Below are 23,392 nucleotides of genomic sequence, written 5' to 3'. Positions count from 1 at the left end.
TTCTGCAGCCGCAGAAAGGCCAGGCAGGCCGGGAAACATTCGACTCGCCCCTCACTATAGCTAGCCTCAGCGAATATGCGTTTAGCCAAACGCTTTTTTCTCCTGCCTCTTTGTTTATCGCTGTCATGAATGTCTGGCGATCACTGTCATCAGGGTTTGCACCCAAGCGTTGCAAAATGACCGGAAAGTCGCGTTTTCACACTGCTTGCGAGCATTTGACAACGTCGATCATTTCGGAGAATGTGTGCATACCCAAATCAAACGGGCGTATGAATTGAGCGTTTGTATGTCAGACCGCTCGTACGAATCCCGACTATCGCGCTGACGGGTGTGCCTGGTAAGACCGCTGAATAGACAGCGTTTCAGCCAGCGTTCGGCGTGTACAGTTCAGCTTCCATATCGTGGAGATCAGTTGATGATTTACGAAGGTAAAGCCATCACGGTTAAGGCTCTTGAAAGCGGCATCGTCGAACTCAAATTCGACCTCAAGGGTGAGTCCGTCAACAAGTTCAACCGCCTGACCCTGGACGAACTGCGCCAGGCCGTAGCTGCCATCAACGGCGATGCTTCGGTCAAGGGCGTTATCGTCAGCAGTGGCAAGGACGTGTTCATCGTCGGCGCCGACATCACCGAATTCGTCGACAACTTCAAGCTGCCCGAGGCCGAACTGGTCGCTGGTAACCTGGAAGCCAATCGCATCTTCAATGACTTTGAAGACCTCGGCGTGCCTACTGTCGCTGCCATCAACGGCATTGCTTTGGGCGGTGGCCTGGAAATGTGCCTGGCCGCCGACTACCGGGTCATGTCCAGCAGCGCCAAGATTGGCCTGCCGGAAGTCAAGCTGGGCATCTACCCAGGCTTTGGCGGCACCGTGCGCCTGCCGCGCCTGATCGGTTCGGACAACGCCATCGAGTGGATTGCCGCCGGTAAGGAAAACCGTGCCGAAGACGCCCTGAAAGTCGGCGCAGTCGACGCTGTAGTCGCACCTGAGCTGCTGCAGGCCGCCGCCCTGGACCTGATCAAGCGCGCCATCAGTGGTGAGCTGGATTACCAGGCCAAGCGCCAGCCCAAGCTTGAGAAACTCAAGCTCAATGCCATCGAGCAGATGATGGCCTTCGAAACCGCCAAAGGCTTCGTTGCCGGCCAAGCGGGCCCGAACTACCCGGCGCCGGTCGAAGCGATCAAGTCGATCCAGAAAGCGGCCAACTTCGGCCGTGACAAGGCGCTGGAAGTCGAAGCCGCAGGTTTTGCCAAGCTGGCCAAGACCGACGTCGCCGCCAGCCTGATTGGCTTGTTCCTCAATGATCAGGAGCTCAAACGCAAGGCCAAGGCACATGACCAGATCGCCCAGGACGTGAAACAGGCCGCCGTGCTCGGCGCCGGTATCATGGGTGGCGGTATCGCCTACCAGTCGGCGGTCAAGGGTACGCCTATCCTGATGAAGGATATTCGTGAAGACGCCATTCAGTTGGGCTTGAACGAAGCCTCCAAGCTGCTCGGCAACCGCGTCGAGAAGGGCCGTCTGACCCCGGCGAAGATGGCCGAGGCGCTCAATGCCATTCGCCCGACCCTGTCCTATGGCGATTTCGCCAATGTCGACATCGTCGTCGAGGCGGTGGTCGAGAACCCCAAGGTCAAGCAAGCCGTGCTGGCTGAAGTGGAAGGCCAGGTCAAGGAAGATGCGATCCTCGCTTCCAACACCTCGACCATCTCCATCAACCTGCTGGCCAAAGCCCTCAAGCGCCCAGAAAACTTCGTCGGCATGCACTTCTTCAACCCGGTGCACATGATGCCGCTAGTGGAAGTGATCCGTGGCGAGAAGTCTAGCGAAGTGGCCGTTGCCACCACCGTTGCCTACGCCAAGAAAATGGGCAAGAACCCGATCGTGGTCAACGACTGCCCGGGCTTTTTGGTCAACCGCGTGCTGTTCCCGTACTTCGGCGGCTTCGCCAAGCTGGTCAGCGCTGGCGTCGACTTCGTGCGCATCGACAAGGTCATGGAAAAGTTCGGCTGGCCGATGGGCCCGGCCTACCTGATGGACGTGGTCGGTATCGACACCGGCCACCACGGCCGCGACGTGATGGCCGAAGGCTTCCCGGACCGCATGAAGGACGATCGCCGCTCTGCCGTCGACGCCCTGTATGAGGCCAATCGCCTCGGTCAGAAGAACGGCAAGGGCTTCTACGCCTATGAGACCGACAAGCGCGGCAAGCCGAAGAAAGTCGCCGATGCCAGCGTGCTGGATGTGCTCAAGCCGATCGTCTTCGAACAGCGTGAAGTCAGCGACCAGGACATCATCAACTGGATGATGATCCCGCTGTGCCTGGAAACCGTCCGTTGCCTGGAAGATGGCATTGTCGAAACCGCCGCCGAGGCCGATATGGGCCTGGTGTACGGCATCGGCTTCCCTCCCTTCCGTGGGGGCGCGCTGCGCTACATCGACTCGATCGGGGTCGCTGAGTTCGTCGCCCTGGCCGACCAGTACGCCGATCTGGGGCCGCTGTACCACCCCACCGCGAAGCTGCGCGAAATGGCCAAGACTGGCCAGCGCTTCTTCAACTGAGCGCCCAAACGAGTTAGAGCGAGAGTATTGATATGAGCCTGAATCCAAGAGACGTGGTGATTGTCGACTTCGGTCGGACCCCGATGGGCCGTTCCAAGGGTGGCATGCACCGCAACACCCGTGCCGAAGACATGTCCGCGCACCTGATCAGCAAACTGCTGGAGCGTAACGACAAGGTCGATCCAAAAGAAGTCGAGGACGTGATTTGGGGCTGCGTCAACCAGACCCTGGAGCAGGGCTGGAACATCGCCCGCATGGCCTCCTTGATGACCCAGATCCCGCACACCTCGGCCGCGCAAACCGTCAGCCGCCTGTGTGGCTCGTCGATGAGCGCGCTGCACACCGCCGCCCAGGCGATCATGACTGGCAATGGTGATGTGTTCGTCATCGGTGGCGTCGAGCACATGGGCCACGTCAGCATGATGCATGGCGTCGACCCTAACCCGCATATGTCGCTGCATGCGGCAAAGGCCTCGGGTATGATGGGCCTGACTGCCGAAATGCTTGGCAAGATGCATGGCATCAGCCGTGAACAGCAAGATGCCTTTGGCTTGCGCTCGCACCAGCTCGCTCACAAGGCGACCCTGGAAGGCAAGTTCAAGGACGAGATCATCCCGATGCAGGGTTATGACGAAAACGGCTTCCTCAAGGTCTTTGACTTCGACGAAACCATTCGCCCTGACACCACTCTGGAAAGCCTGGCCGCCCTCAAGCCTGCCTTCAATCCAAAAGGTGGTACGGTCACTGCCGGTACTTCTTCGCAGATCACTGACGGTGCTTCGTGCATGATCGTCATGTCTGGCCAGCGCGCCATGGACCTCGGCATCCAGCCGCTGGCGGTGATTCGCTCCATGGCAGTAGCGGGCGTCGACCCGGCAATCATGGGTTACGGCCCGGTGCCATCGACCCAGAAAGCCCTCAAGCGCGCCGGCCTGACCATGGCCGATATCGACTTCATCGAGCTCAACGAAGCCTTCGCCGCACAGGCCCTGCCAGTGCTGAAAGATTTGAAAGTGCTCGACAAGATGAATGAGAAGGTTAACCTGCACGGCGGCGCCATTGCTCTGGGCCACCCGTTCGGTTGCTCCGGTGCACGTATTTCGGGCACCCTGCTCAACGTCATGAAGCAAAATGGCGGTACCCTGGGCGTCGCCACCATGTGTGTCGGCCTGGGCCAAGGCATCACCACTGTCTTCGAACGCGTCTGATCGCGATCGCTAGGCAGCAACCGGGGCCATGTGCCCCGGTTTTTGTTTTTTACAGAATTTGTTCAAGAGGGTCAGCGAGATGCACATACAGCCAGGCGTATACCGCCACTACAAGGGCCCTGAGTATCGTGTATTCGGCGCTGCGCGGCACTCCGAAAGCGAAGAGTGGGTAGTCTTCTACCAATGCCTGTATGGTGATTACGGGCTTTGGGTGCGACCCCTTTCGATGTTCCTGGAGTCAGTCGAGGTTGACGGCGAGCAGGTGCCACGCTTTGCTTTGGTCACGGCCGAAGAAGGGCGGTTCGAGCATCCCGGTGCAGACCAGGCTTAGTCGACTGCGCTTGACCTCACCCTGTTGCCACTATATATAGCGGTGCCGCGTGCGGCACCTGACGCGTTTTTCATTTTCAGATTCAGGAATACTCCGATCCATGGGCAAATCGCTGGTCATTGTGGAATCCCCGGCCAAGGCCAAGACCATCAACAAGTACCTGGGCAGCCAGTACGTGGTGAAGTCGAGTATCGGCCACATCCGTGACCTCCCCACCAGCGGTTCGGCCAGCACCAGTAAGGAGCCGGCGGCCAAGCGTGGCAAGGCTGCAGCGGGTGAGGCGCCGGCCTTGTCGCCGAAAGAGAAGGCTCGGCGCCAGCTGGTCGCGCGTATGGGCGTCGATCCGGATGCGGGCTGGAAGGCCAAGTACGAGATCCTGCCGGGCAAGGAAAAGGTCATCGACGAGTTGCGTCGTTTGGCAAAAGATGCCGACACCATCTATCTCGCGACCGACTTGGACCGCGAAGGGGAGGCGATTGCCTGGCACCTGCGTGAGGCCATCGGCGGTGACGACACTCGCTACAAACGCGTGGTGTTCAACGAAATCACCAAGAAAGCCATCCAGGAGGCGTTCTCGCAGCCGGGTGAGCTGGATATCGACCGGGTCAACGCCCAGCAGGCACGGCGCTTCCTCGACCGCGTCGTGGGCTATATGGTCTCGCCGCTGCTGTGGTCGAAGATCGCTCGCGGCCTGTCGGCAGGTCGCGTGCAGTCGGTAGCGGTCAAGCTGGTGGTCGAGCGTGAGCGCGAGATTCGTGCCTTCAACCCTGAAGAGTACTGGGAAGTGCACGCCGACCTTGGCACCGCCAAGGATGCCAAGGTGCGTTTCGAAGTGGCGCGCGAGAAGGGTGAAGCCTTCAAGCCGCTCAACGAAGCCCAGGCCATGGCTGCCCTGGACAAGCTCAAGGCCTCCAGCTACAGCGTGGCCAAGCGCGAAGACCGGCCAACCAGCAGCAAGCCTTCGGCGCCGTTCATTACCTCGACCCTGCAGCAGGCCGCGAGCAATCGCCTGGGCTATGGCGTGAAGAAGACCATGATGATGGCGCAGCGCTTGTACGAAGCCGGCTACATCACCTACATGCGTACCGACTCGACCAACCTGTCGGCTGACGCTGTGGACATGGCTCGCAGCTACATCGAGAAAGAATTCGGCAAGCAGTACCTGCCTGAAGCGCCGATCGTGTACGGCAGCAAGGCAGGCGCCCAGGAGGCGCACGAGGCGATTCGTCCTTCCGATGTCAACACCCATCCCACCAAGCTCAGTGGCATGGAGCGTGACGCCGAGCGTCTGTACGAGTTGATCTGGCGCCAATTCCTGGCCTGCCAGATGCCGCCTGCGCAGTACCTGTCCACCAGCGTCACAGTCAACGCCGGTGACTTCGAGCTGCGTGCCAAGGGCCGTATCCTCAAGTTCGACGGTTACACCCGGGTGCTGCCGCAACAGAGCAAGCCAGGCGAAGACGATGTGCTGCCGGACATGGCCCAGGGCGAGGCGCTCAAGCTCATCAAGCTCGACCCAAGCCAGCACTTCACCAAGCCGCCGGCGCGCTTTACCGAAGCCAGCCTGGTCAAGGAAATGGAAAAGCGTGGCATTGGCCGTCCATCGACCTATGCGGCGATCATTTCCACCATTCAGGACCGTGGCTATGTGACCCTGCATAACCGCCGCTTCTACTCCGAGAAGATGGGCGACATCGTCACCGAGCGTCTGTCGGAGAGCTTCTCCAACCTGATGGACTACGGCTTCACCGCCGACATGGAAGAAAACCTCGACGACGTCGCCCAGGGCGAGCGCGACTGGAAGAACGTTCTCGACGAGTTCTATGGCGACTTCAGCAAGAAGCTGCAGACTGCCGAGTCGTCGGAAAACGGCATGCGCGCCAACCAGCCGACCATGACCAACATTCCGTGCAAGGAATGCGGCCGGCCGATGATGATTCGTACCGCCTCCACCGGCGTGTTCCTTGGCTGCTCAGGCTACAGCCTGCCGCCTAAAGAGCGCTGCAAGGCTACCGTCAACCTGGTGCCAGGCGACGAAATTGCCGCCGACGACGAAGGTGAGTCGGAGTCGCGGGTGCTGCTGGGCAAGCATCGCTGCCCGATTTGCGCCACGGCGATGGATGCCTACCTGCTCGATGAGAAGCACAAGCTGCACATCTGCGGTAACAACCCAGATTGCGTCGGCTACGAGATCGAGCAAGGCAGCTACCGCATCAAGGGCTACGAAGGGCCGAGCCTGGAGTGCGACAAGTGTGGCAGCGAGATGCAGCTCAAGACTGGCCGTTTCGGCAAGTTCTTCGGCTGCACCAACCCTACGTGCAAGAACACCCGCAAGCTGCTCAAGAGCGGCGAAGCGGCGCCACCGAAGATGGATAAGGTGGATATGCCGGAGCTCAAGTGCGAGAAGGTCAACGACACCTACGTGCTGCGTGACGGCGCTTCGGGGCTGTTCCTGGCTGCCAGCCAGTTCCCGAAAAACCGCGAGACGCGTGCGCCCTTGGTAATGGAAATCATCCCGCACAAGCACGAGATCGATCCGAAGTATCACTTCCTCTGCGAAGCGCCGCAGAAGGATCCGGAAGGTCGCCCGGCGGTGATCCGCTACAGCCGTAAGACCAAGGAGCAGTACGTGCAGTCCGAGGTCGATGGCAAGCCGACGGGTTGGAAGGCGTTCTACGACGGCAACGCGTGGAAGGTAGAAGACAAGCGCTGATCGATCCTGGCTGAACATTCGCGGGGCAAGCAAGCTGCCACCCTAGGGCTCGAGTTTGAGTCCAGGGCGTGGGAGCGGGCTTGCCCTGCGATGTTTTTGGGCTTGCGATAGGGCAGGGCGATGGCTGAAACTGAGCTATCGCCTTGCAGCCTTTCGGAGGGCATTTGAAATGGCCCAGGAACTCTACACCCGCACCAACCAGAAACTGTTCTTTGCCGGTCTTGCACTGGAATCCATGGCCAAGGCTGAGCAAAGCCGGGCAATGAACGCCCAGGGGTTGATCCAGGCTGAGCGCGAATCGGCGCTGTTTCACCTGTATGGCGCGCTGCTGGGGTTGTGCCACGAAATCGGTGGTTTCTATCGTCTGCCCCAGGCTAACGCCTCGCGTGCTGAGTTGTTGCTCAACGATGAAGTCCTGCAAAGCGTGGCGATTCCGGAAATGGCCGAGATGCTCGAACTGGCTCGCCAACCGGAAACCTGGCTAGCGCAATTGCTAGCAGCTTATGCCGATTTGTTCCGACCACCTGTCGCCAAGAAAGTCGCCAAAACCGACGTTACCCAGCCGCTGATTCAAGCCATTAATCTTGACCAAGCCGAGCAGCCCGCGCTATCTCGGGAAGAACTGGAAAGCTGGCGGAAAAATCTGAAAGATCTAGTGCGACGGTTTCGTGACGCGTTGAGTGAGTGCTGATAGGCCACTTGGCTGGTACAATGCCCGCCTTTCGTGGAGAACAGCCCTTTATGTCAACGTCCTTTCTTGAAATTGTAGAGTTGCCTGATGGCCGGATCGAGCTGCGTCGCGCCGAAGATGAAGGCTCTCTGGTAACCCTGGATTTCTCCGAGGACGCCAAGGCATTCCTACAGGGGCAGCACGTTGAAGTGGCCAAGGCCATGCTCAGTGTTGGTGTGCAGATGGCAGGCAAGCTGGTCGAAGGTGACTTCGAACGCGAAGAAGGCCCGCGCGTTCTGCACTGAGTTTCAGCTACACGATAGCGATCAATACAGGCAAAGCCTGAACATCAGCCGAGGCGGATGTTCAGGCTTTGTGCATTTCCGCTGTTTGCAGCGCGGGTCAGCTGCTGACGGGTGTTGGCGTTGAGGTTGCCCAGCCAGCTGACCACGGTGTGGCTGTGGCCAAGGCGCAGGGCTTCACAGGCCAGCTGCAGGGCGCTCTGGTTGCCGCCCGGTTGCAGCAGCAGGATGCGTTCGCGGTTAAGGCCTGCATCGCGCAGCCAGGCCTGGGTTAGGCTGGAGGGTGGGGCGATCAGGGTTAGCCAGCGTGCATCTTGCTCTTCGCTCAGGTCGCGTAGCACAGGCGCCAACAGGCTTTGGCAGTGACCCGGCGCACCGCGCAGGGCCAGTTCGCTGAACCGCTCGGGCTGGCTGCTCTTGCGCGCGTGTGCGCTAGCCTTCAGGCCCGGCAGTACCGGTTCGGCCAGAAAGGCTTCGAACAGCGGTAGCTGGGCGGACTGGGGTGCGTGGATGAACTGCTGCATGGCGCCTCCTGGATCAGCGGCGTATGACGCCGACACTCAAGCCCTCGATAACCAGCTCCTGTTGTTTCAGGTCGACTTCGATGGGGGCGAATTCGGGGTTCTCGGCGATCAGCCAGACCTTGCTGCCTTCGCGCTTGAAGCGCTTGACGGTCACGTCATCACCGATACGGGCGACGACGATCTGGCCATTGCGGGCCTCGCGGCAGGTGTGTACCGCCAGCAGGTCGCCGTCGAAGATACCGACGTCCTTCATGCTCATGCCGTGGACACGCAACAGGTAGTCGGCAGGCGGGTGGAAGAAGGTCGGGTTGATGTTGCAGGATTGCTCGATGTGCTGCTCGGCGAGAATCGGCGCACCGGCCGCGACCCGGCCAATGATCGGCAAGCCGCTTTCTTCAGCTTTGGCTTCGTGGCCAGGGATGCGGATGCCGCGGGATGCGCCTGGGGTCATCTCGATTGCACCCTTGCGGGCCAGGGCCTTGAGATGCTCCTCGGCAGCGTTGGGCGACTTGAAGCCCAGTTCCTGGGCAATCTCGGCCCGCGTTGGCGGGAAGCCGTTGTCGTCGAGGCAGCGTTTGATGAAAGCCAGGATCTCGGCTTGGCGGGGCGTCAGTTTCAGCATGGCGAGCGCTCTGTCTTTTTATACAGTGACTGGGATTATATACAGTAGATGGCCCGCTGCAAGCAGTTAACTGAAGAAGATGCGTGAGGGGGCGTATTGCGGGGGCTGCAGCTTGATGCGCAGCGCTGTGTTTTAATGGCGACCCATGGGTCACCGAGCCTTGACAGATGATGGCCTGAAACGTATGTTTCAAACAACTGTTTGTCAGGCCCCGTCCCGGAGTAGTGAGTAGTCATGGCCCAATCGGAAACCGTTGAACGCATTCTCGATGCTGCCGAGCAGCTATTCGCGGAAAGGGGGTTCGCGGAAACCTCGTTGCGGCTTATCACCAGCAAGGCCGGGGTCAACTTGGCGGCGGTGAACTATCACTTCGGCTCCAAGAAGGCCCTGATCCAGGCAGTCTTCTCGCGCTTCCTCGGCCCCTTCTGCGCCAGTTTGGAGCGTGAGCTGGAGCGTCGCCAGGCGCGTCCGGAGAGCAAGCCCAGCCTTGAAGAACTGCTCGAGATGCTGGTCGAGCAGGCGCTGGTGGTGCAGCCGCGCAGCAACAATGACCTGTCGATCTTCATGCGTTTGCTGGGCCTTGCGTTCAGTCAGAGCCAGGGTCACCTGCGGCGCTATCTGGAAGACATGTACGGCAAGGTATTCCGTCGTTACATGTTGCTGGTCAATGAAGCGGCCCCGCGTATTCCGCCGCTTGAATTGTTCTGGCGGGTGCACTTCATGCTCGGCGCGGCGGCGTTCAGCATGTCGGGTATCAAGGCCCTGCGGGCGATAGCCGAGACCGATTTCGGCATCAATACCTCGATCGAGCAGGTTATGCGCCTGATGGTGCCGTTCCTGGCGGCCGGTATGCGCGCCGACAGCGGTGTCACCGATGAGGCCATGGCCGCAGCGCAACTGCGCCCGCGGGCCAAGTCCAGCGCCTCCAGCACCCCCGTCAAGGCCTGAGCGCCGAGGCTGGGCGAGCAAGGGCAGTTGGGCTAAGCTAGCGCCCATGCCCGACCTCGATTTCCTGCACATTTCCCTCGCCGACCAGCACCTCTACGGTTTTGCTCATGGGCAGTTGCGTCTACGCCTGGCGGTTTCCACCGCGCGCAACGGTGCCGGTGAGCTCAATGGTTCTGGATGCACCCCACGCGGCTTGCATCAGGTGCGGGCCAAGATCGGCGCCGGCTTGCCCCTAGGCGCTGTGTTGAGCAGTCGCCGCTGGACGGGTGAGGTCTGGTCGCCGGCGCTGCACGCAGCATTTCCCGGGCGTGACTGGATCCTCAGTCGCATCCTCTGGCTCAGTGGCTGCGAACCCGGGGTCAATCGTCTGGGTCGGCGCGACACGTTTCGCCGCTACATCTATCTGCACGGCACGCCGGATACGCAACCGCTGGGTATACCCCTGTCCCATGGCTGCGTACGCCTGCGCAATGTTGATTTACTGGACCTGTTCGATCGCGTACCCGCCCACTGCCCGGTGCGGATCGACGAGGCCGCATGCCCGCAATGGCTTTCCCTGAATATCGAATGAAGGACTTTCCATGACTGCCAGCCTGCAAGGCTCCCTGATGGTCGACATCGCCGGTTACTGGCTGACCGCCGAGGACCGGCATCTGCTGCGCCAGCCCGAAGTGGCCGGCCTGATCATCTTTGCGCGTAACATCGACAGCCCGCGCCAGGTGCGTGAGCTGTGCGCTTCGATTCGCGCCATTCGCCCTGACCTGATTCTTGCCGTCGATCAGGAAGGTGGCCGGGTCCAGCGCTTGCGCCAAGGCTTTGTGCGCCTGCCAGCGATGCGTGCAATCGCTGATAACGACAACGCCGAGTACCTGGCCGAGCAGTGCGGGTGGCTGATGGCCACCGAGGTGTTGGCGGTGGGCCTGGACTTGAGCTTCGCGCCGGTGCTGGATCTCGATCATCAGCGCAGCGCAGTGGTGGGTAGTCGTGCGTTCGAGGGTAATCCTGAGCGTGCCACGCAGCTGGCCGGTGCGTTCATCCGCGGCATGAATGCTGCGGGTATGGCCGCTTGCGGCAAGCACTTCCCGGGGCATGGTTGGGCCGAGGCCGATTCGCATGTGGCGATTCCCACTGACGAGCGCAGCCTTGAGCAACTGCGCCAGGCCGACCTGGTGCCCTTCACCCGTCTTAGCGGCCAATTGGCGGCGGTAATGCCGGCGCATGTCATTTACCCGCAAATCGACACTCAGCCTGCTGGTTTTTCCCGACGCTGGTTGCAGGACATCCTGCGCGGCGAGTTGGGCTTCGACGGGGTGATCTTCAGTGATGACCTGTCGATGGCTGGGGCGCATGTGGTGGGCGACGCTGCCAACCGGATCGAGGCGGCGTTGACTGCTGGTTGCGATATGGGCCTGGTATGCAACGACCGGGCAGCGGCGGAGCTCGCCCTGAGTGCGGCGCAGCGCTTGAAGGTCAAGCCGTCGCCGCGGATTGCCGGGATGCGCGGGCGTGGTTTTGCACGCACTGATTATCGGCAGCAGCCGCGTTGGCTGGAGGCGTTGGGGGCCTTGAGGGAGGCGCAGCTGGTCGATTGACAGCTTGGCCCTCATCGCAGGGCAAGCCCGCTCCCACAGCCCCACGATGAGGCTGTGGCGATGGCTATTTGCCGCGCTTGCCTGGCAACGGCGCAAACAGCGCTTCAATCTCCTCATCTCCAAGCCGCCACTGACCCGCCTGGCCGCCATCGAGCAGCCCGGCTGCCAGCGCCGCTTTTTCCTGCTGGAGCAGCTGGATCTTTTCTTCGACTGTCCCCCGGGTAATCAGCTTGAACACGAACACCGGTTTGTCCTGGCCGATGCGGTAGGCGCGGTCGGTAGCCTGGTTCTCGCTGGCGGGGTTCCACCAGGGGTCGTAGTGAATCACGGTATCAGCCGCCGTCAGGTTCAAACCGGTGCCGCCGGCCTTGAGGCTGATCAGGAACACCTCGCTATCACCCTTCTGGAACTGCTGCACCGGCGCGCGCCGGTCACGGGTATCGCCGGTCAGCAGGCTGTAGCGGATCTCGCGTTTCTCAAGCTCTTGCTCGATCAGCGCCAGCATCGAGGTGAACTGCGAAAACAGCAGTACCCGGCGGCCTTCGCTGAGCAGCTCTTCGAGCATCTGCATCAGGCTGCCTAGCTTGCCTTTGTCGGCCTGGTTGCCTTTGCTCTCCACGCTCTTGACCAAACGCAGGTCGCAGCACACCTGGCGCAGCTTGAGCAGGGCGTCGAGGATGACGATCTGGCTGCGCGCTGCGCCATTGCGCGCCAGTTCGTCGCGGACCTTCTTGTCCATCGCCACCCGCACCGCTTCATAGGTATCGCGCTGGGCGTCGCTGAGCTCGACCCAGTGGACCATCTCGGTCTTGGCGGGTAGATCCTGCGCCACTTGCTCTTTGGTGCGTCGCAGCAGGAACGGGCGGATGCGACTGGCCAGGTGGGCCATGCGTTCGTGGTCGCCGTGACGTTCGATCGGGGTGCGGTAGTCGTGGTTGAAGCGTTTGAGATCGCCCAGCCAGCCGGGCATCAGGAAGTGGAACAGCGACCATAGCTCGCCCAGGTTGTTTTCCATCGGCGTGCCCGTCAGGCATAGGCGCTGAGTGGCTTGTAGCTCGCAAACGGCCAGGGCGGCCTTGCTGGTGCTGCTCTTGATGTTCTGCGCCTCGTCGAGCACCAGCGTATGCCAAGGCTGTGCGCGCAGGTGTTCAAGGTCGCGCGGCACCAGGGCGTAGGTGGTCAGAATCAGGTCGTATTCACTCAGCGCGGAAAAATGCTTGCTGCGGCCTGGGCCGTGCAGGGCGAGTACGCGCAAGTCGGGGGCGAAGCGCTGGGCCTCGTCCAGCCAGTTGGGTACCAGGCTGGTGGGCATGACCGCCAGTGCTGGGTGCTGCAGGCGTCCGTGCTGTTTTTCCAGCAGCAGGTGGGCGAGGGTTTGCAGGGTCTTGCCCAGGCCCATGTCGTCGCCAAGGATGCCGCCGGTGCCCATCTCGCGCAGCGCCTGTAGCCAGTTCAGGCCCTGTTGCTGGTAAGGGCGCAAGGTGGCTTTGAGCTGTTTGGGCGGCTCGACCTCCAGCTCGCGGGCGTCACGCAGGCGCCGACCGAGACCGCGTACGTGCTCGCCGCCTTCCCAGTGCAGCGGCAGGTGCTCGATATCGTTAAGGCGGGCGGCGTCGGCTCGGTCCAGGCGCAGGGCGGGGCCTGCGGCGTCCTCGTGCAGGTAGAGCTCGCCGAGGGTGCCCATCACCGCCTTGATGCGGCCGTAGGGCAGGGCTACCCGCAGGGCCGGGCTCTCTGGTCGGCCCCGGTTGAGGTCGATCAGCAGGTGTTCATCGTCATTGCGCCGCGCCAGCTCGCTGGGGCGCAATAGCTCGGGGTTGCTGCGCAGCAGCTGCAGGACGATCGGCAGCAGGCTGTGGCGTTCACCATCGACGACGATGCCTAGTTCCAGATCGAACCATTCATGCCCAGGGGCTTCCTCGACCGTGGCGTACCAGTCGTCCACCTCGTGCAGGTTGAAGGCGAAGTCGCGGTGGACTTCGACCTCCCAGCCGGCCTCGCGCAGGCGCGGCAGGCCTTCGCGGGCGAACTGCAGCCAGGCTTCATCGTCGGGCAGTTGGTGCATATCACCAGCGCTGTCGGGCAGGGCCTTGCTCTGCCGGGTGGCCGGCTTGAAGCCGAACTCACGCAGGGTCTTGCGGATGGCCTGTTCGGCCTGGGGTTGGCGCTGGATGCGCTGGCTGGTCTCGCCGACCAGGCGGGTCAGCGGTTTGTCATCAGTGCCGGTGGCGCGCAGGCCGTCGTAGTCGAAGGCGAGGGCGGCGCGGTGTTGCATCTGGCGCTGCATGCGTCCGGTCTTGGGCATGTAGGCGCTGAATTCGAGGCTACCCAGGGTCAGCCGCGGCGTGGGGGTGAGGCTATCAATGGTTTCACTGCGCACGGGCGTTGGCGTTGGCACGTGACGGTTCAGGGCGTTCAGGCGATGGCTCAAGGGGATGACCAGGTGTTCGGGTACGTTGGGTGCGCGTGCTAGTTGGCTGGCGATGAAGGGGTCCAGGTCGTGGCTGAGTTTACCCGCCAGGTGATGTTCGGTATCGATGTAATACAGCGGGTCGAGTGGCAGGGCGAGCAGGGGCATGTGTTCATCGTGGTACCAGGCGCCGCGATAACTGCCGTTGTTCAGCCGCACCCAACGAAACGCGGCATGCCGTACCGGCCCGGCGGCGAGGGTTGCCTGGGGCTCGGCGAGCAGCACTCGCCCGGTTGCCAAGGCGTACTCCAACAACTCCGCACCCTTCTTGCCTTCCAGGCAAAGCATGGGCAGTGCTGCGCCTCTGCTCTGGGTATCGATCAGGCGTAGCACGCGTGCGTCTTCGTCGGTGACGTAGCGCGGGGTGTAGTAGATCATCTCCGGCATCGAGGTGATGCGGCTCAGCTTCAGGTGGCCGTCGGCTTGCAGGGTGCCCTTCATCGCTGTCAGCAGCCAGCGCTGTTGGTCAAGGCTGATCTGGTAATAGATGGCCGGGCCTTTGCGCGAGGCTTCGCGGGCTTTGGCGGCTGTGGTTGGCGCTTCAAGGCCTTCCACCCATTTGCTCAGCTCGTGCGGCAAGGCCAGCGTGTGGTCGTTCAGCGCTGGCCGATCGCCCTGCAGATGAAAAAGGGCGGCGGCGCAGTGCTTGCAATTGATCCCGACCGGGCAGGAGCAGCGTGCCAGGACCCGCAGCCTGCCAGCATTCATCACCAGGTTGATCTTCTGGCTGTAGAGATGCCGAGCAGAGCCGGTGCAGGTCGACTCGATGGTGTTGTCGTGGATCGAGTGGAGGGTCACGCGGTCCTGTGCGGCATAGTCGCGACCACGCCCAAGTGCGCCGGGATCGAAATCTGCGGTCCAGCTTTCGTGTTCCCTGAGCAGTTGCTGCGTCTCGCTCTCGCTCACTTCACTGCTCCATCATCTCCGGATCCATCACCGGCAGCTTGCGCGCACCAACCGGCGCGACTTTCAGCAGCAGGGCCAGATGCCCGCCATCGAGGAAGGTCAGCTGGCCGCTCTTCATGTTGCTGTTGATTTGCTTGAACTGCTCGCTGCGCAGCACGCTGCCATTGCCGTCGAGTTGGTTGACCCAGAAGTTCGCCTCAACGGCGATGAAGCGGCCTTCGGTGAGGCTCAGGTTGCCTTCGATGGGGAAATGGCCGAATTGCTCCTCACCCGCGCCCACGGCAATCCGGCTTGGCTCGCTGCCAAGCTGTTGTTGCCAGGCCTTGTGCAGCAGCACGGTGTAGCTGGGCGTCGCTTCCAGGCGAGTGGCCTCATCGCCCAGCACGGGCGGGCGTTCAGCGTCCTTGGCCAGGCGTGGGGCGCCGGCGCTCCAATCTTCCGGGGCGAACTGGCTGGTCACTGCCGGCACGTCGTTCTGGCGCACCAGAATCATTTCTACCTGATACAGGCCTTCGGCGAAGGCGGCCGGCGCAAACAGCGTCAGCAGCAAGGTCAGGCAACGGATGGCACGCATGGATCTTCCTTCAGGCAGTCTGTGGGGTCAGGCGCTCGAATAGCGCCTCCAGGGTATTGAAGCGTTCGTCGGGGCGTTCCATCGGCACCAGGAAGCGGAACTGGGTTGCGCCTTCGAACTTGTAGCGTTTGGGCTGGCCCTGGATCAGTTTGATCAGGGTCAGCGGGTCGACCGGCGTCTGGGCCTCGAACTCGATCTTGCCACCATTGGGGCCGCCGTCGACTTTCTTGATGCCGAGCTTCTCCGCCTGCAGCTTGAGCTGGGTCAGGCGGATCAGGTTCTTGGTCGGCTCTGGCAGCAGGCCGAAGCGATCGATCATTTCCACTTGCAGGTCCTTGAGGCCTTCTTCGTCGGCCGCCGAGGCGATGCGCTTGTACAGGATCAAGCGGGCGTGCACGTCGGGCAGGTAGTCCTCGGGGATCAGTGCCGGCAGGCGCAGGTTGATCTCCGGGCCGCCGCCCAGAGGTTGCTCAAGGTTTGGCTGGGTGCCCTTGCGAATGGCCTTGACCGCGCGCTCGAGCATTTCCATGTAGAGGGTAAAGCCCACTGCCTGGATCTGCCCGCTCTGGCCTTCGCCGAGCAGCTCACCGGCACCACGGATTTCCAGGTCGTTGGTGGCCAGCACGAAGCCTGCGCCCAGGTCCTGGGTATTGGCGATGGCCTCCAGGCGTTTCTCGGCGTCGCTGCTGACTTTCTGCCGGGCGGGCGTGAGCAGGTAGGCGTAGGCCTGGTGGTGGCTACGACCGACCCGACCGCGCAGCTGGTGCAACTGGGCCAGGCCGAACTTGTCGGCACGCTCGATGACGATGGTGTTGGCGCTGGGCACGTCGATGCCGGTCTCGATGATGGTCGAGGCGATCAGTACATTGAAGCGCTTGTGATAGAAGTCGCTCATCACCTGTTCCAGCTCACGCTCGCGCATCTGCCCGTGGCCGATGCCGATACGAGCTTCGGGAACCAGCTCGGCAAGGTCGGCGGCGCATTTTTCGATGGTTTTCACATCGTTGTGCAGGTAGTACACCTGGCCGCCCCGCAACAGCTCACGCAGCAGTGCTTCTTTGACCGTGCTGTTGTTCTGCTCCATGACGAAGGTGCGCACCGACAGCCGGCGCGCCGGCGGGGTGGCGATGATCGACAGATCGCGCATGCCGGCCACGGCCATGTTCAGGGTGCGCGGAATAGGCGTGGCGGTCAGGGTGAGGATATCCACTTCGCTGCGCAGGGCCTTGAGCTGTTCTTTCTGACGCACGCCAAAGCGGTGTTCTTCGTCGATCACCACCAGGCCGAGGTCTTTGAAGCGCACATCGTCCTGCAGCAGCTTGTGGGTGCCGATGAGGATGTCGATCTTGCCTTCGGCGAGGTCTGCAGCGGCGCTGGCGATATCCTTGGCCGACTTGAAGCGGCTCATCACCTCGACCGTCACCGGCCAATCGGCGAAGCGGTCACGGAAGCTGTTGTAGTGCTGCTGGGCGAGCAGGGTGGTAGGCACCAGCACGGCCACCTGACGACCACTGTGCACGGCGATGAAAGCGGCGCGCATGGCCACTTCGGTCTTGCCAAATCCGACGTCGCCGCAGACCAGGCGGTCCATCGGCTTGCCGGCGAGCATGTCGGCGCGCACCGCTTCGATGGCGTTCTGCTGGTCGGGGGTTTCCTCGAATGGGAAGCCGGCGCTGAAGGTGGCGTAGTCGGCGGCTGGGTCGGCGAAGGCATAGCCTTTGCGCGCGGCGCGGCGGGCATAGATGTCGAGCAGCTCGGCGGCGACGTCACGCACTTGCTCGGCAGCTTTGCGCTTGGCCTTCTGCCAGGTTTCCGAGCCCAGGCGGTGCAACGGCGCCAGGGCGTCATCGCTGCCGGTGTAGCGGGCGATCAGGTGCAGGTTGGCCACTGGCACATACAGCTTGGCGTTCTCGGCGTATTCGAGGGTCAGGAACTCGGCGGCCTGGCCGTCGATTTCCAGCGTCGCCAGGCCCAGGTAGCGGCCTACGCCATGGTCGATGTGCACCACCGGGGCGCCTTCGCGCAGCTCGGTAAGGTTCTTGATCACCGCATCGTTGGCAGCTTCGCCGCGTTTTTCGCGGCGGCGGCGCTGCATCACCCGTTGGCCGAACAGCGGGCTCTCGGCGATCAGGGCGATGGCCGGGTCGTCCAGCAGCAGGCCGTCGTCGAGTGGGGCGATGGTGATTGCCAGGCGCTCTTTGCCGGTGACGAAATCGGTCCAGCCTTCGACTGTCTGTGGCCGTAGCTTGAGGCGTTCGAGCAGCTCCAGCAGCACCTCGCGGCGGCCTGCCGACTCAGCGGTGAACAGCACCCGCCCAGGGAACTGGTCGAGGAAGTTCGCCAGCGCCGCCAGAGGCTGGTTGGCCTTGGCTTCGATGGCCAGGTTGGGCAGGGCGCGCCCGGGGAAGCGTTCGCGGCCGGCGCCGGGCTCGACGTCGTCACTGCTGACCACCACGCGTGGCCACTGTTTGAGCTGGGCGAAGCAGTCCTCGACCGGCAGGAACAACTCTGCTGGCGGCAACAGCGGGCGGGTCAGGTCGCCGCGGCGATCCTCATAGCGCCCACGCACATCATTCCAGAAGTGCTCCGCCGCCTGTTCGACGCCCGGCAACGAAAACACCTGGGTGTCGGCCGGCAGGTAATCGAACAGGGTCGAGGTTTCCTCGAAGAACAGCGGCAGGTAATACTCGATGCCGGCCGGAATGATCCCGCTGGCCAAGTCCTGGAAGATCGCGCTGCGCCGGAAATCGACATCGAAGCGTTCGCGAAAGCGCGCCTTGAAGCGGGTCACTTCCTCTTTCTGCATCGGGAACTCGCGCGCCGGCAGCAGGCGCACCGAGTCGACCTTGTCGATCGAACGCTGGGTTTCTGGGTCGAACGTGCGCAGGGTCTCGATTTCGTCGTCGAACAGGTCGATCCGGTAGGGCAGCTTGCTGCCCATCGGGTAGAGATCGATCAGTGCCCCGCGCACGGCGAACTCGCCATGCTCGTAGACGGTGTCGACGCAGCGATAGCCGCTGGCCTCCAGGCGGGTGCGCATCTGTTCGACGTCAATCGTCTGGCCAACGTCCAGCACCAGGCTGCTGCCGAGCAGGAACCGCGTCGGCGCCAGGCGGTGCAGGGCAGTGGTGATCGGCACGACCAGAATGCCGTGATCCAGCTCTGGCAGCCGATACAGGCTGGCAATACGCTGGGAGATGATGTCCTGGTGCGGCGAGAACAGGTCGTAGGGCAGGGTTTCCCAGTCGGGGAACGGCAGCACCGGCAGGTCCGGGGCGAAGAAGCGCAGCTCCTGCTCCAGACGATCGGCCGCCTGGCTGTCGGCGGTCAGCAACAGGGTGAACCGGCGGGCGCCGCTGGCGGCCTCGGCGATGGCCAGGCTGAGGGCGGCACCGGGCAGGTTGCCCCAGGTTTGTTTGCCGGCTGTGGCCGACATTTGCGGTAGGCGCAGAACTGACACGGGAGATTGCACTCCAAGCGTTGCGGCAAAGAGGTCGATTGTACCGACGCCAGTGCCGGCTGTCAGGCTCGCGAGGGCCAGAACAGCGCGGTGTGGCGACGGCGACAGGCGCTCATTGCCCGATACGCTGTGGGGCGTCATAATGTAGCCCCTTTTTTCTCCCCCTACATGTGGAAGGTTCCCGTGACTCAGAAGCCCGACCAGTGTCTTGGTGAGTGGATCGATCGTGAAGCGCTTGCTGAAGCGATGATCCCGCTTATCGGTCAGCTCTACCGCAATAACAACGTGGTGAGCTCGATCTATGGCCGCAGCCTGATCAACCGTTCGGTTATCTCGATCCTCAAAGCCCACCGCTTTGCGCGTCACCGTCAGAGCGACGAGACCGAGCTGTCCGTCCACGAGACATTCCCGCTGCTCAAAGCGATGAGCGAGCTGAAACTGGGCGCCGCTTCGGTCGACCTGGGCAAGCTGGCCAACAAGTTCAAGCTCGAAGGCAATGGCCGCAGCGCCGAGCAGTTCGTGCGCGAAGAGCTGGCTGACGTGGTTGGCCAACAGAACGCCTCGGCGCGCAAAGGCACCGACGTTGTCCTGTACGGCTTCGGTCGCATCGGCCGCCTGCTGGCGCGCATCCTGATCGAAAAAACCGGTGGTGGCGACGGCCTGCGTCTGCGCGCCATCGTCGTGCGCAAAGGCGCCGAGAACGACCTGGTCAAGCGTGCCAGCCTGCTGCGTCGTGACTCGGTGCACGGCCCGTTCGATGGCACCATCACCATCGACGAAGCCAACAACACCATCACCGCCAACGGCAACCTGATCCAGGTTATCTACGCGAAGAACCCAAGCGAAGTCGACTACACCCAGTACGGCATCGAAAACGCCCTGATCGTCGACAACACCGGCGTATGGCGTGACGCTGACGGCCTCGGCCAGCACCTGGCTTGCCCGGGCGCTGCCCGCGTGATCCTCACCGCTCCTGGCAAAGGCGCGCTGAAGAACATCGTGCATGGCATCAACCATGGCGACATCAGCGCAGATGACAAGATCATCTCCGCCGCCTCCTGCACCACCAACGCCATCGTGCCGGTGCTCAAGGCGATCAACGACCAGTACGGCATCGTCAATGGTCACGTCGAAACCGTTCACTCGTTCACCAACGACCAGAACCTGATCGACAACTTCCACAAGGGCAGCCGTCGTGGCCGCGCCGCGCCGCTGAACATGGTTATCACCGAGACCGGTGCTGCCACTGCTGCTGCCAAGGCGCTGCCAGTGCTCAAGGGCAAGCTGACCGGTAACGCGATCCGCGTTCCGACGCCTAACGTGTCGATGGCCATCCTCAACCTGAATCTCGAGAAGGGCACCAGCCGCGAAGAGATCAACGAGTACCTGCGCCAGACCGCGATGCACTCCGAGCTGCACAAGCAGATCGACTACGTCAGCTCGCAGGAAGTGGTTTCCACTGACTTCGTAGGCTCGCGCCACGCCGGTGTAGTGGACGCTGAAGCGACCATCTGCAATGACAACCGCGTTGTTCTGTACGTCTGGTACGACAACGAATTCGGTTACAGCTGCCAGGTGGTTCGTGTGATGGAAGACATGGCCGGTGTGAACCCGCCAGCGTTTCCACGCTGATTCGCTTGTAAGGCAATGAAAAAACGGGAACCTTCGGGTTCCCGTTTTTTTGTCCAGCCTATTGTGGTGTCTGTGCTGGCGCTATCGCGGGGCAAGCCCGCTCCCACGCAGCACGCTCCCGCGCAGCCTAGTTTCCCACGTAGCCTAGTCTCCCACGTAGCCTAAGCGCCCACGCAGCTTGCGTTGTTATACGTGGGAGCGGGCTTGCCCCGCGATAGCGCCGGCCCAGACAACCGAGACTCAATGAATGCGCGCAACGCTCCTGCTCACCCTGCTACTGCTTGGCGCCTGCGACCAGCGCTCAACCCTGGAGCGCCTCAGCGGACCGACCATGGGCAGCAGCTACAGCATCCAGTACGTGCGTGAAGCCGATGGCCCGCCCCCCGAGCAGGTCCGCCAAGCCGTCGAAGCGATCCTGCACGACATCGACCAGCACTACTCCACCTACCGCAGCGATTCCACCGTCAGTCAGTTCAATCAGCTCTCCGCCAATCAGTGCCTGGCCATGCCCGCCGACCTGCTTGAATTGGTCGACTTCGGCCAACACCTGGCCGAGCAGAGCGCTGGCGCCTTCGATCTCACGGTCGAACCCTTGCTCGACCTGTGGGGCTTTGGCCCCCAAGCCCGTCATGAGCGGGTTCCTGATCCGCACGCTTTGGCCCAGGCCCGCCAGCGCGTCGGCTACCAGCACCTGCGCCGCGAACCGGGCATGCTGTGCAAGGAGGGCGCAGTAGAACTCGACTTCAACAGCATCGCCGCCGGCCATGCCGTCGACCTGATCGCCCAGCGCTTGGCTGCTATGGGCATCGCCAACTTCCTCGCTGAAGCTACTGGGGAGCTCAAGGCAGTAGGGCGCAAGCCCGATGGCAGGCCCTGGCGCATCGCCCTGGAGCTGCCGCGCGCAGACCGCCAGATCGCCCGCCAGGTGATCAGCGTCAATGGCCTGGCCGTGTCGACCTCGGGTGACTATCGCAACTATTTCGAGGAGAATGGCCGGCGCTATTCACACACCTTCGACGCGCGCCTGGGGCGGCCGGTCGAACATGAACTGGCTTCGGTGACCGTGCTCGATGCCTCGGCGCTGCAAGCCGACGGCTATTCGACCTTGTTGTTGATCATGGGGCCGGAGCGTGGCTGGGATTACGCCGTCGCCCATGACATCGCCGCGATTCTGGTGACCCGGGTCGAGGGTGGCTTCGTCTCTCAGGCTACGCCCAGCTTCGAGCGGGCAGTGAAAGGCGAGTGAAAGCGTAGGCAGGGATGATCGGCGCCAGGGAATCGGTGAACGATAACGACAATGTAGTGCAGGCAAAAATGGCCTACGACGCGACCAAGGGTTAATGTGCGCGGCGTTCACGCTTGATTAGACTGCACCCGAATTTTCTCATGGCGCCCCGGCGACATGATCGAGTCCCGCGGCTACCGTGGCCGGCGGGCGAGTTCTGAAGGAGTACGCATGGCTGTCTACAACTACGACGTAGTGGTGCTGGGTTCCGGCCCGGCCGGAGAAGGTGCGGCAATGAACGCCGCCAAAGCAGGGCGCAAGGTGGCGATGGTCGATAGCCGTCGCCAAGTCGGCGGCAACTGCACCCACCTGGGCACCATCCCGTCCAAGGCACTGCGTCACTCGGTGCGGCAGATCATGCAGTTCAACACCAACCCGATGTTCCGTGCCATCGGTGAGCCGCGCTGGTTCTCCTTCCCGGACGTGCTCAAGAGCGCCGAGAAGGTCATCTCCAAGCAAGTCGCCTCGCGCACCGGCTACTACGCGCGCAACCGTGTCGATGTGTTCTTCGGCACCGGCAGCTTCGCCGACGAGCAGACCGTCGAAGTGGTCTGCCCCAATGGCGTGGTCGAGAAACTGGTCGCCAAGCACATCATCATCGCCACCGGTTCGCGCCCCTATCGCCCGGCCGATATCGACTTCCATCACCCACGGGTCTACGACAGCGACACCATCCTCAGCCTGAGCCACACCCCGCGCAAGCTGATCGTCTATGGCGCTGGCGTGATCGGTTGCGAATACGCCTCGATCTTCAGCGGCCTGGGCGTACTGGTCGAGTTGGTCGACAACCGCGGCCAGCTGCTGAGCTTCCTCGATTCGGAAATCTCCCAGGCGCTGAGCTACCACTTCAGTAACAACAACATCACCGTGCGCCATAACGAGGAGTACGAGCGGGTTGAAGGCCTGGACAATGGGGTGATCCTGCACCTGAAGTCGGGCAAGAAGATCAAGGCTGACGCCTTGCTCTGGTGCAACGGCCGCACCGGCAACACCGACAAGCTGGGCCTGGAAAACATCGGCATCAAGGTCAACAGCCGTGGCCAGATCGAGGTCGACGAGGCTTACCGCACCACCGTGCCGAACATCTATGGCGCGGGTGACGTGATCGGCTGGCCGAGCCTGGCCAGCGCTGCCCACGACCAGGGTCGTTCGGCGGCCGGCAGCATTGTCGACAACGGCAGCTGGCGCTTCGTCAACGATGTGCCGACTGGCATCTACACCATTCCGGAGATCAGCTCGATCGGCAAGAACGAGCAGGAGCTGACCCAGGCCAAAGTGCCTTATGAAGTCGGCAAGGCGTTCTTCAAGAGCATGGCCCGCGCGCAGATCGCCGGCGAGCCGCAAGGCATGTTGAAGATCCTGTTCCACCGCGAGACGTTGCAGATCCTCGGCGTGCACTGCTTCGGCTACCAGGCTTCGGAGATCGTCCACATCGGCCAGGCGATCATGGATCAGCCGGGTGAGCGCAACACCCTGAAGTACTTCGTCAACACCACCTTCAACTACCCGACCATGGCCGAAGCCTATCGGGTAGCGGCCTACGACGGCCTGAACCGGCTTTTTTGAGCGGCTCCGGCCGGTGGCCTGAGCCG

Annotated in this window: 17 protein-coding genes; 12 read left to right on the top strand and 5 right to left on the bottom strand. The window is 62.3% G+C overall.

Going from position 1 to position 23,392, the window contains the following annotated elements:
• The first annotated feature begins 415 nt into the window (after positions 1 to 415).
• The 6 genes from fadB to HU737_RS13750 all read left to right on the top strand — a co-directional run bounded on the left by fadB (position 416) and on the right by HU737_RS13750 (position 7,790).
• Positions 416 to 2,563 (top strand): fatty acid oxidation complex subunit alpha FadB, encoded by a 2,148-nt coding sequence (gene fadB / locus HU737_RS13775; protein ID WP_186556328.1) that lies wholly within the window; start codon positions 416 to 418, stop codon positions 2,561 to 2,563.
• A 32-nt stretch (positions 2,564 to 2,595) separates the two neighbouring features.
• A complete protein-coding gene (gene fadA / locus HU737_RS13770; protein WP_186556329.1) occupies positions 2,596 to 3,771 on the top strand; it encodes an acetyl-CoA C-acyltransferase FadA in 1,176 nt (391 codons plus the stop codon).
• Between the two features lie 79 nt (positions 3,772 to 3,850).
• Positions 3,851 to 4,102, top strand: coding sequence for a DUF1653 domain-containing protein (locus HU737_RS13765; RefSeq protein ID WP_186556330.1), 252 nt, complete (start codon positions 3,851 to 3,853; stop codon positions 4,100 to 4,102).
• Positions 4,103 to 4,202: 100 nt separating this feature from the next.
• A complete protein-coding gene (topA, locus tag HU737_RS13760; RefSeq protein ID WP_186556331.1) occupies positions 4,203 to 6,815 on the top strand; it encodes a type I DNA topoisomerase in 2,613 nt (870 codons plus the stop codon).
• Between the two features lie 169 nt (positions 6,816 to 6,984).
• A complete protein-coding gene (locus HU737_RS13755; protein ID WP_186556332.1) occupies positions 6,985 to 7,506 on the top strand; it encodes a DUF6586 family protein in 522 nt (173 codons plus the stop codon).
• Positions 7,507 to 7,556: 50 nt separating this feature from the next.
• Positions 7,557 to 7,790, top strand: coding sequence for a hypothetical protein (locus tag HU737_RS13750; protein ID WP_138220148.1), 234 nt, complete (start codon positions 7,557 to 7,559; stop codon positions 7,788 to 7,790).
• A gap of 44 nt (positions 7,791 to 7,834) precedes the next feature.
• On the opposite strand, the gene sulA is transcribed toward HU737_RS13750, so the two are convergent.
• A complete protein-coding gene (gene sulA, locus HU737_RS13745; RefSeq protein WP_186556333.1) occupies positions 7,835 to 8,311 on the bottom strand; it encodes an SOS-induced cell division inhibitor SulA in 477 nt (158 codons plus the stop codon).
• 13 nt (positions 8,312 to 8,324) lie between these two features.
• Positions 8,325 to 8,933: a transcriptional repressor LexA gene (gene lexA, locus HU737_RS13740; RefSeq protein ID WP_186556334.1), complete on the bottom strand. Its 609-nt coding sequence runs from the start codon at positions 8,931 to 8,933 to the stop codon at positions 8,325 to 8,327.
• A gap of 234 nt (positions 8,934 to 9,167) precedes the next feature.
• Here lexA and HU737_RS13735 point away from each other — a divergent pair, with 234 nt between their 5' ends.
• From HU737_RS13735 to nagZ, 3 genes are read left to right on the top strand one after another with little or no spacing between them, the layout of a single operon-like run.
• Positions 9,168 to 9,881 (top strand): TetR/AcrR family transcriptional regulator, encoded by a 714-nt coding sequence (locus HU737_RS13735; RefSeq protein WP_186556335.1) that lies wholly within the window; start codon positions 9,168 to 9,170, stop codon positions 9,879 to 9,881.
• Between the two features lie 46 nt (positions 9,882 to 9,927).
• Complete coding sequence (locus tag HU737_RS13730; protein ID WP_186556336.1) at positions 9,928 to 10,452, top strand: L,D-transpeptidase; 525 nt, start codon at positions 9,928 to 9,930, stop codon at positions 10,450 to 10,452.
• A gap of 22 nt (positions 10,453 to 10,474) precedes the next feature.
• Complete coding sequence (gene nagZ / locus HU737_RS13725; protein ID WP_186556357.1) at positions 10,475 to 11,473, top strand: beta-N-acetylhexosaminidase; 999 nt, start codon at positions 10,475 to 10,477, stop codon at positions 11,471 to 11,473.
• A 64-nt stretch (positions 11,474 to 11,537) separates the two neighbouring features.
• Here nagZ and HU737_RS13720 read toward each other — a convergent pair whose 3' ends face one another.
• From HU737_RS13720 to mfd, 3 genes are read right to left on the bottom strand one after another with little or no spacing between them, the layout of a single operon-like run.
• A complete protein-coding gene (locus tag HU737_RS13720) occupies positions 11,538 to 14,849 on the bottom strand; it encodes a DEAD/DEAH box helicase (RefSeq protein WP_186556337.1) in 3,312 nt (1,103 codons plus the stop codon).
• A 1-nt stretch (position 14,850) separates the two neighbouring features.
• Complete coding sequence (locus HU737_RS13715) at positions 14,851 to 15,423, bottom strand: peptidoglycan binding protein CsiV (RefSeq protein ID WP_186556338.1); 573 nt, start codon at positions 15,421 to 15,423, stop codon at positions 14,851 to 14,853.
• A 10-nt stretch (positions 15,424 to 15,433) separates the two neighbouring features.
• Positions 15,434 to 18,883 (bottom strand): transcription-repair coupling factor, encoded by a 3,450-nt coding sequence (gene mfd / locus HU737_RS13710; protein WP_186556339.1) that lies wholly within the window; start codon positions 18,881 to 18,883, stop codon positions 15,434 to 15,436.
• A 168-nt stretch (positions 18,884 to 19,051) separates the two neighbouring features.
• On the opposite strand from mfd, the gene HU737_RS13705 reads away from it, so the two are divergent.
• The 3 genes from HU737_RS13705 to sthA all read left to right on the top strand — a co-directional run bounded on the left by HU737_RS13705 (position 19,052) and on the right by sthA (position 23,366).
• Positions 19,052 to 20,515, top strand: a complete 1,464-nt coding sequence (locus tag HU737_RS13705) for a glyceraldehyde-3-phosphate dehydrogenase (RefSeq protein WP_186556340.1) — start codon at positions 19,052 to 19,054, stop codon at positions 20,513 to 20,515.
• A 247-nt stretch (positions 20,516 to 20,762) separates the two neighbouring features.
• The gene (locus tag HU737_RS13700) at positions 20,763 to 21,761 is read left to right on the top strand and encodes an FAD:protein FMN transferase (RefSeq protein WP_186556341.1); all 999 of its coding nucleotides are present in this window, start codon (positions 20,763 to 20,765) and stop codon (positions 21,759 to 21,761) included.
• 210 nt (positions 21,762 to 21,971) lie between these two features.
• Positions 21,972 to 23,366: a Si-specific NAD(P)(+) transhydrogenase gene (sthA, locus tag HU737_RS13695; protein ID WP_186556342.1), complete on the top strand. Its 1,395-nt coding sequence runs from the start codon at positions 21,972 to 21,974 to the stop codon at positions 23,364 to 23,366.
• The last annotated feature ends 26 nt before the right edge of the window (positions 23,367 to 23,392 follow it).

It is taken from the genome of Pseudomonas urmiensis, assembly GCF_014268815.2.
GTDB classification, from domain to species: Bacteria; Pseudomonadota; Gammaproteobacteria; order Pseudomonadales; family Pseudomonadaceae; genus Aquipseudomonas; species Aquipseudomonas urmiensis.
Note: the sequence above shows the minus strand (reverse complement) of the source record. Positions and strands in the feature narration are given on the sequence as shown.